Annotated in this window: 8 protein-coding genes; 3 read left to right on the top strand and 5 right to left on the bottom strand. The window is 60.6% G+C overall.

Annotated features, from left to right (window positions below; all coding sequences use genetic code 11):
* The 4 genes from HA41_RS06555 to HA41_RS06540 form a co-directional block, all read right to left on the bottom strand.
* Positions 1–1,076 (bottom strand): virulence factor SrfC family protein (locus tag HA41_RS06555; RefSeq protein WP_244175099.1); only part of this gene is annotated, 1,076 nt, incomplete at its 3' end.
* Positions 1,073–4,036: a virulence factor SrfB gene (locus tag HA41_RS06550; RefSeq protein WP_094120088.1), complete on the bottom strand. Its 2,964-nt coding sequence runs from the start codon at positions 4,034–4,036 to the stop codon at positions 1,073–1,075. The genes HA41_RS06550 and HA41_RS06555, both read right to left, overlap by 4 nt.
* Positions 4,037–4,038: 2 nt before the next feature.
* A complete protein-coding gene (locus HA41_RS06545) occupies positions 4,039–5,352 on the bottom strand; it encodes an SrfA family protein (protein ID WP_094120087.1) in 1,314 nt (437 codons plus the stop codon).
* 162 nt (positions 5,353–5,514) lie between these two features.
* The gene (locus HA41_RS06540; RefSeq protein WP_094120086.1) at positions 5,515–6,690 is read right to left on the bottom strand and encodes a benzoate/H(+) symporter BenE family transporter; all 1,176 of its coding nucleotides are present in this window, start codon (positions 6,688–6,690) and stop codon (positions 5,515–5,517) included.
* 118 nt (positions 6,691–6,808) lie between these two features.
* On the opposite strand from HA41_RS06540, the gene HA41_RS06535 reads away from it, so the two are divergent.
* The 3 genes from HA41_RS06535 to HA41_RS06525 all read left to right on the top strand — a co-directional run bounded on the left by HA41_RS06535 (position 6,809) and on the right by HA41_RS06525 (position 8,435).
* Positions 6,809–7,363, top strand: a complete 555-nt coding sequence (locus HA41_RS06535; RefSeq protein ID WP_094120085.1) for a helix-turn-helix domain-containing protein — start codon at positions 6,809–6,811, stop codon at positions 7,361–7,363.
* 68 nt (positions 7,364–7,431) lie between these two features.
* Positions 7,432–7,863: a MarR family winged helix-turn-helix transcriptional regulator gene (locus HA41_RS06530; RefSeq protein WP_094120084.1), complete on the top strand. Its 432-nt coding sequence runs from the start codon at positions 7,432–7,434 to the stop codon at positions 7,861–7,863.
* 11 nt (positions 7,864–7,874) lie between these two features.
* Positions 7,875–8,435: an isochorismatase family protein gene (locus HA41_RS06525; RefSeq protein ID WP_094120083.1), complete on the top strand. Its 561-nt coding sequence runs from the start codon at positions 7,875–7,877 to the stop codon at positions 8,433–8,435.
* A 40-nt stretch (positions 8,436–8,475) separates the two neighbouring features.
* On the opposite strand, the gene pqqU is transcribed toward HA41_RS06525, so the two are convergent.
* Complete coding sequence (pqqU, locus tag HA41_RS06520) at positions 8,476–10,602, bottom strand: TonB-dependent receptor PqqU (protein WP_094120082.1); 2,127 nt, start codon at positions 10,600–10,602, stop codon at positions 8,476–8,478.
* Positions 10,603–10,793: the final 191 nt, after the last annotated feature.

Genomic DNA, 10,793 nt, shown 5'->3' with positions numbered 1-10,793 from the left:
CAGGCGCTGACGATCTCCTGGGCGGCGCTGTCGTTCGGCTGGCCTGGCGCAGGCAGCTCCAGCATATCGGCTTCATCATACAGTGCGGTACGCGGCGTCGAACTCAGCGGGATCACCACTTCCAGCGTCAGCAGCGCCAGTAAACCCAGCGCCACGTTTTGCGGTTTGCCTGGCCGGTTGCCGTTCATCGGGCAGACTTCCACTGTCTGCTGCAGATCCTGCTCGCTGGCGGGCACAATCAGCTGCTCGGCCGGCAGCAAAGCACTGTCAGTCAGCAGGCTGAGCGGTGCCAGCACCCGGCTGCTGTTGCGCAGCTGATGGCGCAGGTGCAGCAGGCTGCGCAGCGTATCGTTTAGTGCCGGCTCTGTTGGCCACAGCAGCGAAAACAGCTGTACCCGGTCATCGACGCTTAGCCAGGGTGCCAGCTCTACCGCCTGCGGCCAGAAGTGCCGATCGAGGCGGACATCATAGCGCTGACGGCGGCGGCACCATGACCATAAGGTCACCAGCGCATCGCTCTCCAGACCGGCCTGCGGGCTGGTCAGACGATGACGTTGTAAACGCTGCAGGCCGCTGTCAATTAGCGCCACATCCGGCGGTACGGTGCTGGTGGCGCAGGCCATGACCAGCCGGACGATCTCGGCATCAGTCAGCAGCGTCAGTTCAACCGGCCATTCGCCTGACAGCGGCTCACGCTGGTGACAGAAGCGCGTGGCGGTCGCAAAATCGAGATTACCGGGGTTAATGTGCTGAAAATAGTTGAGCGATTTATCGCCCAGCCGGGTCATCAGCTGGCCCTGGGCATCGGCCACCATCTCATTCAGCAACCAGGCCTTACCGGCCTGCGACTGACCAAACAGGGCCAGCGTCACCGGGCGCGCCACCTGCTGCGCCAGCGCCTGGGTCTGCACCCGCGCCTGACGCAGTTGCAGAGTCAGGGTATCGGCTTCCAGCGCCAGACGCGGCGACTGTTCACGGGTAGTCTCGATCCAGCTCAGGCTGCCGTTCAGCGTTTCCTGCAGCAGGGTCAGGCGTTTGGCCAGCGTCTGCGGCTGGCGGGTTTTCAGGGCTTTCATCGTTTACATACGCTCCCGCTGTCAATCCAGTACTGCGCATTAGCGTTGCCGGTGGCCGACAAGGTATTCAGTTTCAGACTCAGCTGCTCCAGCGGCACGCGGGTACCGTCGTCCAGCCGCGCATCGCTCAGCACCAGCGTTTCCGGGCCGGGCGCATCGGGACCCGCTTTCACCGCCAGCCTGATGCGCAGCACGCTTTCACCGGCCACTTTACGCGCCAGGGTCGCATCGTTCAGCGTCAGGCTGTAGAGCGGTGACGCCGGCCAGCGATCGTTATCCAGCTGACGGAAGCCGAGACAGACATTGCCGCGAATACGGAAACTGCTTTTCTTATCCAGCGCAAAGCCCGCATCGTCGAGGTCGATCTCGCTGTAGCAGAGGTTTTCGTCGGTCAGGGCCTGGTTTTCATCCAGCATGCCGAGGTAACGGATGGTGGAATAGGGTTCAAAATCCCCGGCGCGGAACCAGAAGCTGCTGAGGCGCAGATCCAGCGCCAGCAGGCAGAGCATCGCGCCGACGGCAGCGGTGGATTTCGGGTTATCGATCCGGCCATGTTTGTTAAACGGATACCAGTCGCTGGTGTGGTAGCCCTCCAGCGACAGGATGCGGCTGCCCGGCAGCGGTTGCAGATGGCGAACCAGCGCCTGGATGCCAGGGAAGCGCGACGGACGCCCGGTGAGCAGCAGCACATCGCACTGGTAAAGCGACACCACTTCGCACATTGAGCGTAGCGCCGGAATGATCGCCATCCGATGCTGCATAAATTCGCCGTGCAGCTGCGCCAGGCTGACCACCAGCGGAACCTGCAACAGGTCGAAGCGGCTGTTCACGCCCAGTTCACGCTGAATTTCACCGTTGACAAAGGCCAGCACCGACTCGCCAGGCGATTGCTCTACCAGTTCGCCAAACAGTGCGTTGATCTCGGCGTGGCTCTCCAGCGGGTCCCAGTTCTCATAGCGCTCCAGCACCGCCTGCGCCAGCGGAATGAACAGCTGCAGCGTCACTTGCTGGCGCAGGGTAGCCTGACCGTCCATGCGGCTGTCGTGACCAAACAGTTTGTTCATCAGTGGCTCAGCCAGCGTCAGTCCGGCTTTCTGCAGATGCTGTTGCAGCGCGGGCAGGATCCACAGCTGGATCACATCCAGCAGGATATCGTCACCCGCCACTTTGAAGCCTTCACGGAACAGTAGCCGTGGGGTGATTTTCACGTTATTTCCCTGTCCATCATCCAGACGATACTGAGTGATGGCGAGATCGGTGGTACCGCCGCCGATATCAATCGAGGCAATGCGCAGACTTTTACCCGGCAGCTCATCCGCTTCACGCGGGCGGTCCGGACGGGCCATGCTGCTGAAGAAATCTTCAGCACGTCCGGCAAAGTTCACCTGCGTTTCATTAAACAGCCAGACCATCTGACCGCAGGTTGCCTCATCCCACTCCATCTGCACATCCGGCAACGGTTTCGGGGTCTGATGCGGGCGGGATGGCGCAACATCGTCATCATCGCTCAGCCAGCCTTCCGCTTTCCATACCAGCGCAATCGCCTCCTGCATCCGGCGGCGGAAAATTTCACGCTCCGGTTTCGGCATCGCCGACGGCAGCGTCAGGATCACATGACGCAGCTGACGCGGCGCGTGACTTTGCGGCATCCGCTGGCGCTGTGCGGCGCTGTTCATCTGCATCATCGCCTGCGCCAGCAGTTCGCACAGCATAAAGGTCATCAGTGAACTGCGGCTGTAGTGCGGAGAAAATACCGGCAGACGATCGTCGAGCGGCAGCGTGTAAAGCGGCTGGCCTTCATCGTTCAGCAGGGTGGTGAAGGGCGCGGCACAGGCCAGCGGTTCGGTTTGCGCGCCGGCGTTGTTAAAGCGCCAGCCGGGCTGATAGCGCGCTTCGTCCCACAAATAGCGACGCGGGCTGGACAGGCCGGTACTGCCTTCCAGACCGACCCGCTGCAGGGCCAGACGACTTGCTTCACGGCCAACGCGGGTCAGCGATGGCCACATAAAGGCGTGTTCGCGGCCGCTCTCCAGCGAGAAGTTTTCTTTACCAAAACGGGTTTCGGCAAATTCCAGTCTGCTATCAAACAGTTCGTTATAGACCTGGTGCGGCTGGGATAAATCACGCAGCTGCAGTTCATAGGTCTGCCTGAGTCCGTTGCTCTCTTCCGGATGATCTTCCACCAGAATGCCGCAGGTATGCGAGTTGCCGACGTCCAGAATGATATCGACATTGACTGCTGGCGTTTGCAGTGTGGCGGCCTGAATGTGGATCTCACTGAGATTCAGTTGCTCGCCCAGCAGCTCCAGCAGATTGAGATAGTGCGCCTGATATTCAAACTCACGCAGCGCCTGATTAATCGCCTGCTCGCGGCGATCGGAGACCCGATCGGTAAAGGCTTCACGCAGCCAGCCGTCAACCCAGGTGTGGTCGAGAAACTCGCCCAGCTCGTAGTTGTGCCACGCCAGCGCAAAAGTCACGCCATTCTGTGCATCGGCCGCCGACAGACCCAGCTTTTCGCCGCCATCCTGTTCCGCCACGCAGCGGGTATCGAAGGCGAGGCTGACGCGATGGGTATTGCCCGCGGCATCCGGGGCATTCAGCGCCACCAGACGCATCCGCGCCCAGTTTTCCGGTCCGCCGATAAAGCGGCGTCCACTGGCACAGCGCAGCATCGGCAGCGGCAGCCAGCAGGCAGAGAGCAGAGTCAGCGAATCAGCCAGCGCAATATCGGACTCCGGACGCACCACTTCCGGCGCGCCGCCATCTTCCGGGTAGAGCAGGAACTTACCACTGTTGCCATCGACATTCAGCCGCAGCAGCGGGCCATTGGCAGTCTGACGCACGAACTGGCGACGCGCCTGCGTCGCAGAGAGTTGCAGGCCAAAATCCAGAAACTGCACACCGCTGTTTTCAATCAGCGAAATCTTTTGTTTGTCATCGATCAGGGGAGCCAGCATGTTTATTTACTCTCACGCTTAATCGTCATCGGGAAAACCCGGTCATCACCATACTGCGCTTCGCAGACCGCGGCACCGATGCTGGCATGGCAGATCAGCAGCGGCATACGATAGCGGGATTTGTTCTCGCATCGGGCGGTATAGCGGCTTTCAATCACCAGATTGCCGGCGCTGGTCATTGCCGCACTGACATCCGCCTTACAGCGGGTGTTGCCCTGGGCAATCTGCACGCTGCCTTTACCGTTTTTAAACTGGAACTGCATCACCGGAAGTTTGCCGGTTGGGGTTGGCATCGGGCCGATGGTAACGCGCCAGCGGCCATCAATCACCTCAACCTGGCCGTCGCGTACCGCATCCGGGGTAACAATCAGATCGTCAGGCCGGGCTGGCACGGCCGGTGTGACCACACTGGCAAGGGTAGCAGCCGCGGGCGCGGGCGGCGCGCTGGCGGCGTTGACCGTGGCGGGTTTCTGTGGCAGTGAGGCCGCCAGTTTCCCGGCGGCATTGACTACGGCCGGCGGTTTACTCTGTGTCAACGACGCCTGAACTGCCGGCATCGCTGACGGGGCAGGAACCGGTTGCGGGCGGTACAGCAGCACCGTCATCGCCACGGCAGCGGCAATCGCCAGCGGCGGCAGAATCATCCAGACCCGGAAACGACCACGGGCAGCTACCCCTGGTGGCGTGACGGCGACAGGCGGCTCAGACGCAACCACCGGGTCCGCTTCGGGTTGCGGTTCAACTGGCAGCGGCTCGGCCATAACCGGCTCGGCGCTGACCGGTTCGGCGACCGGTACGGGTGGCTCAACCAGCACGGTCGGCAGGCTCTCTTCCAGCGTGTCGCGCAGGCAGGCCAGCGCGTCATCACGGCTACGGGCCTGCGCATCGACAAAGCCCCAGAAGGTGATAACGGGTTTGCCATCCACCAGATAAACATATTGCTGATCGGGAAACTGCAGACTTTTGCTGAGCAAGGCGCCGAACAGGCGCATCGCCGGATTCTCAGCCGCGCGCGCGCGCGTGCTGAGGTCCTGCATATCCTGCTGGCAGGCGGTGAGGTGTTGCAGGGCGGCGCGACGTTCATGATCGCTGGCGCCCAGCCAGGATTTTACCCTGCCGCTGAAGGGCGCATACCAGTCGAGGCGATCGCCCCGTTCATTGGCCTGAGGAATGGCCAGGCAGTCTGCCAGTGCGCGCTGACGGCGCAGGCGCAGGGTCTCACGAATTTGTTGCGCCGAGGCGTAGACCGGCTGGCCATTTTCACCTAACGCCAGAACCGCATCTAAATTACCGCTGCGCAGAAAAGTTTTTGCCACCTGTTGGGCCCTTATCGGTCGTTGTCTGAGGCAGAAAATCGCGTGTTATCGACGATTGGGTTGATTTTACGCGGGACAATGACAAATCAAACGGCGGAAAAGGGGCCAAATGCAGCGGTTTTTTCACCGGCTGGCGCAAAAACAACCTGCCCGGACGGCAGCTTAGCGTAATTTTCGCACCAGCAGCAGATGGGCGAGTACGCCGCCGACCAGCCCCCAGAACGCCGGGCCGATGCCAAGCAGCGAGACGCCCGAGGCGGTGATCAGAAAGGTGATCAGCGCACTGTCGCGCTCAGCTGGCTGATCCAGTGCCCGTTGCAGGCTGCCGCCCAGCGTGGCCAGCAGCGCCAGTCCGGCCAGCGCCTGTATCAGCACCGCCGGCAGCGCACTGAATAACACCGCGATCAGCGCACCGGACGCACCCGCCAGCAGATAAAACAGCCCTGCCAGCGCGGCTGCCCGCCAGCGCCGCTGTGGATCGGCATCCACCTCATCACTCATGCAGATCGCGGCGGTGATGGCAGCAATACAGACCGAAAAGCCGCCAAACGGTGCCAGTAACAGCGCGATAAGACCGGTCCAGCTTATCAGTGATGAAACCGGCGGTCGGTAGCCATGCGCCTGTAGCGTGGCGATGCCGGGCGCATTCTGTGACGCCATGGTCACCAGAAAATAGGGCAGGCCAATGCCGATCAGCGTGGTCAGGGTAAAATGCGGCATCACCGGCTGCGGCAGCGTCAGCACAATCGGCTGTGGCGGGAAATGGATCGCCTGCTGCGCCAGCGCGACCCCGGTTCCGATCAGCAGGGTGATCAGGATGGCGTAGCGCGCCAGCCAGCGGCGGGCCAGCAGCCACGCCAGACACATACTGCCGCACAGGGCAAAATTGGTCTGCAAATCGGCAAAGGTCTGCAGGCCAAAGCGCAGTAAAATACCGGCCAGCATCGCAGCCGCCAGCGAGGCGGGAATGAAGTTCATCAGGCGGGCAAACAGGCCAGTCACGCCGGAAAGAACGATCAGCAGATTGGCGAAGACAAATACCCCGACGGCTTCGTTGAGGGAAATACCGTGAAAGCTGGTCGCCAGCAGCGCCGCGCCAGGGGTTGACCAGGCGGCCAGCACCGGCATGCGGTAGCGCAGCGATAATCCCAGTGTGGCAATACCCAAAGCAATGCCCAGCACCGCCAGCCAGCCGCCAATTTGGCTGGGCGACGCGCCGGCCGCCTGAAAAGTCTGGTAAACAATCGCGCCGGTGCTGCTGTAGCCGACCAGCACGGCAACAAAGCCAGAGACCAGCATCGATAGGGTCAGGCGGGGTTGAGCAGGAGTCTGAGACATGATGTTAGCCAGATTGTGCGTTATAGCGCACATGGTCGCATGATGCGCTATAACGCACAAGTGCTACACTGCCGCCATAAGGCCAGCACGTGGACTGGCGCCAGAATCAGGAGCAGAAATGGAGAGCATTCAGCACCATCTGAGCAACGCGCTCAGACAGTTACGTCAGGCTAACGGCTGGAGCCTGACGCTGACAGCTGAACGAACCGGCGTCAGCAAAGCGATGCTGGGCCAGATTGAGCGCGGCGAATCCAGCCCGACGGTGGCGACGCTGTGGAAAATTGCCACTGGCTTTAACGTGCCGTTTTCGTTTTTTATCGACGGTAATCCGTTGCCTGGCGCCCCTGCGGCGTTCAGTCAGCCCAACGCCGAGATGTCGGTCCAGCCACTGCTACCCTACGATCCGCAACTGCGGTTTGATCTGCTGGCGGTTGAACTGGCCGCCGGCGCACAAAGCATCTCTTCGCCCCATGAAGCGGGCTGCGTTGAGCAGGTGGTGGTGATTGAGGGGGAACTGCTGCTTGGGGTTGGCGATCTCTGGCGGCGTCTGCCCCGCGGCGCAGCGTTTCAGTTCCGTGCTGACGTGACCCACAGCTACCGTAATCCGCTCAGCACTCCGCTGCGATTTCATAGCCTGATCCACTATCTGCAGCGCCCCGAACTTACAAATTGAAACCAGGCTAAACTACACAGTTTACCTTCGTATCTCTATACTGGCCGTCAAACCTGAGGAGAAGGGCGATGTGCGATTTAAGCGAACCTGCTGCCACTTTGCGTATGCTGGTGGGTAAGCTGGGCCGTCGACTGCGCGAGTCCGCGCCACCCGACGATCTCAGCTGGTCGCAGGTGGCCGTACTGGGTTATCTGGTGCGTGATGGGGCGATGACGGTCACCGAACTGGCGGCGGCGGAAAGCGTCCGCAGCCAGTCAATGGGCGCCACGGTGGCAACGCTGCTGGACGCGGGCATGGTGACCGGTGAGCCCGATCCCCATGACGGGCGCAAAACCCGCTATCGTCCCACAGAAGCCTGCCTGGCGGTCATAGCGTCCAGCCGTGCGAGGCGTGATGACTGGCTGATCGGCGCGTTTGAGACGCAGCTAAATGCGGTCGAGCGGCAGCAGTTGATCGATGCCATTCCACTACTTCAACGACTGACTGAACATAAATCCTGAGAGGAACCGATATGGCTGTAACCACACTTGATGCGAAAACGGCGCTGATTGTTATTGATCTGCAGCATGGCATCGTTGCGCTGCCGCTGGTCCATCAGCCGCAGCCGGTGATTGAACACTGCGCGCGCCTGGCACAGGCGTTTCGTGCCAGCGATCTGCCAGTAGTACTGGTTAACGTAGCGGGCGGAGCGCCGGGTCGGACTGAGCAGGCGCGTCATGGCGGCGAACTGCCGGCTGACTGGGCGACACTGGTGCCGGAGATGACGCCTCAGCAGAACGATCTGACCATTACCAAAAAAACCTGGGGCGCGTTTCATGCGACGCCACTGCATGAAGAGCTGCAGAAACGCGGAATTACGCAGGTCGTTATCTGTGGCATCGCCACCAGTATTGGGGTGGAATCGACCGCACGTCAGGCGTACGAGCTCGGTTACAACGTCACGCTGGCGACAGATGCGATGACCGATTTGGACCTCAATACGCACAACAATAGCGTGAACCTGATCTTCCCACGGTTAGGCGAGACCGGCAGCAGCGCTGATATTATGGCGAAGCTCAGCGCTGAAGGGTAATACCTCAGGCGGGCCGCGCACGGGGCGGCCCGCGGGCAGATTAGCGGAAAGCGTAACCCAGCGTTAATCCGACGCTGTAATTGCGGCCGGGTGCCGACTCGAAGTAGCGGCCATTGCTCTCATTGACGATCACCGACCCGACGTACTCCCGGTCAAACAGATTATCGACCCGACCAAACAGATCCAGCGTCCAGTCACTGACCTGCCATTTATAGCCGCTGTTCAGCGCGACGACGGTGTAGGACGGCGTTTTGACGTCATTCTGATCGTCGGCGGCGATCTGACTCAGATAGCGCATTTCAGCTCCGGCATAGAATCCCTGTTCCGGCACATAGCCCAGTCCGGCGTAGAGCATATTGCGGGCGATGCCCGGAATGCGGTTGCCGTCGCAACTGTCGCTGCCACAGGCGTTGCTGCGATAGCGCGCATCCAGCAGGGTATAAGCCATTTTCAACTGCCAGTCCCAGCCAAACTGCTGATCCAGCGCTAACTCCAGCCCGCGACGTCGGGTTTCTCCGGCGTTTTTATAGGTGGTACGTCCGCCGCTGCTGGCATCAGCGACAATTTCATCCTGGGTATCGGTCTGAAACAGCGCTGCACTCACCAGGCCATTGCCAATCCGTTTCTTACTGCCGATCTCCAGCGTGTCGCTGGTGGCTGGTTTCAGACCAAGATTCAGGCCTGACTGGCGATCTGAACGGTAAGATAGTTCATTGATGGTCGGGGTTTCAAAGCCGCGACCGGCCGAGAGATAGGCGTTCCAGCCGGGATCAAATGCATATTTCAGCGACGCCGCTGGCAGCCATTTGTGATAACGGGCATTGCCGCTGTCGTCACCGTTGCCGTTACCAACGTAGAAGTCATTGGAGTCGAAATTGACGGTGCTGAAGCGCACGCCGGCATCCAGCGACAGCTTATCGGTCAGTTGCCAGGCGGTCTGCAGATAGGGATCGAGGTTCCACATCAGGTTACGCTCATTGCGGCGCAGGTTGCCCTGATCGCCAAAATGGGTCACGCCGTTGCTGACGGTGAAGTTCTCGTAGCCTTTACGTCGCTCCGTCATGGTTTCGTAATCGAGGCCGCCGGTCAGGGTCACCGGAATCGACAGCAGCATGTCGCGGTGCGTCCAGCGGGTATCAATACCCTGATAGTGGCGGGTCAGGTCGATTACGCCGCCGGGATGGCTGGGACTGCTCTGAACACTGGCGGGAATCGACTGAAACTGGGTGGTTTCGCGTACACCGGCATACACCATCACGCTGAGATCGTCGTTTTCACTCATCTGACGCTGGTAGTGCAGGCCGCCCTGGGTCTGATCGACAGTTTTACGGGTATTGTAGAGCGAAACGTTGCTTACCACCTGGCGCGGGTTGTCGCGCCACTGGGACGGCGTCAGCCCGCCCGGGTCCTGCGCATCAATATGCACGCTGTTGAACAGCAGCGTTAAGCTGCTGACATCATTAATCCGCACCCCGAGCCGGGCATTGCCCAGATTTTTCTGCGCTGAACTGTGATCACGGTAGCCGTGAGTGGTAAAGCGTGAGGCGGAAACGGTGTAGTTCACATCACCGGCGTGGCTGCCGTCGCCGGTCGCGCCACTGGCTTTGACGCTGTTGCGCCAGCTGCCATAGCTGCCGTACCAGCTGCTGGCCTCCAGCGTGGGTGGCTGTTGCCCGGCCTGGGTGGTGACATTCACCACGCCGCCAGAGGCGTTGCCGTACAGCGCGGAAAACGGCCCGCGCAAGACTTCAACATGGTCGATTGAACCGATATCGATATTCGAGGTTTGCGCCTGGCCGTCCGGCATGGTGGCCGGAATGCCGTCGACGTAGATGCGTAAACCGCGCACGCCATAGGTCGAGCGTGAGCCAAAGCCGCGAATCGACAGCTGCAGGTCCTGGGCGTAATTCTGTCTGTTCTGGATCTGCAGGCCGGGCACGCTGCTGAGATTTTCCGACAGGTTGACGCGTGGCGCGGCCTGACGCATCTCCTCACCGCTGACCACACTGACCGCGGCGGGCGTGTCGAGCACATTCAGGCCGCTCTCGGACGGGGTCGCGCTGACCACCAGGGTGTTGTCATTCTCTTCTGCCAGCAGCGAAAGCGGAAACAGGGCGGGCAGGATCAACAGCGGCAGCGTCGCCTGACGCAGTAACGTTATTTTCATTTTTAGCGGCCTGAAAAAGATGAATAATGAACCAGCTGGAACAATTGGCGCGTATGGTAATGCTTTGCCGGGTTCTGGTATAGATCTTTACGTGTCGTCAGGCTTATTCCGTTCACCCGACGCCGCGCAGCCGCAGCCTCTGTTATATCGGTTCTGCGGCCGACAGCGGTTATTTTATTTTCTGCTCGTCT

The sequence above is a fragment of the Pantoea conspicua genome, assembly GCF_002095315.1.
GTDB lineage: Bacteria > Pseudomonadota > Gammaproteobacteria > Enterobacterales > Enterobacteriaceae > Pantoea > Pantoea conspicua.
This window is presented reverse-complemented; position numbering and strand designations above follow the sequence as displayed.